Genomic DNA, 255 nt, shown 5'->3' with positions numbered 1-255 from the left:
GCCCATAGGCACGCGGCTTGCGACACCTACCGCACGAATGCCGTCGGCGCCATTGCGGCAGCGGACGGTGCTGACAGACGTTGCACACACGGAGGTCGACATGCCTGCTAAATCCAAGGCACAGCAAATGGCAGCCGGCGCTGCACTTTCCGCAAAGCGCGGGGATAGAAGTCCCGGGTCGTTAAAGGGCGCTTCGAAATCGATGTACGACTCGATGAGCGAAACGCAGCTCAGAGAATTTGCATCGGCGAAGCA

The 255-nt window shown here is 60.0% G+C and carries 1 protein-coding gene; it reads left to right on the top strand.

Features of this window, described 5'->3' with window-relative positions; translation table 11 throughout:
- Nucleotides 1–37 precede the first annotated feature (37 nt).
- On the top strand, nt 38–255 hold a 218-nt coding region (locus tag RVY79_RS20555; protein ID WP_317466442.1), incomplete at its 3' end, for a DUF3008 family protein.

The organism is Chromohalobacter sp. HP20-39, assembly GCF_033052815.1.
In the GTDB taxonomy this organism is placed as follows: domain Bacteria; phylum Pseudomonadota; class Gammaproteobacteria; order Pseudomonadales; family Halomonadaceae; genus Chromohalobacter.
The sequence above is the reverse complement of the archived record's forward strand: the minus strand, read 5'-3'. Positions and strand labels throughout refer to the sequence as shown.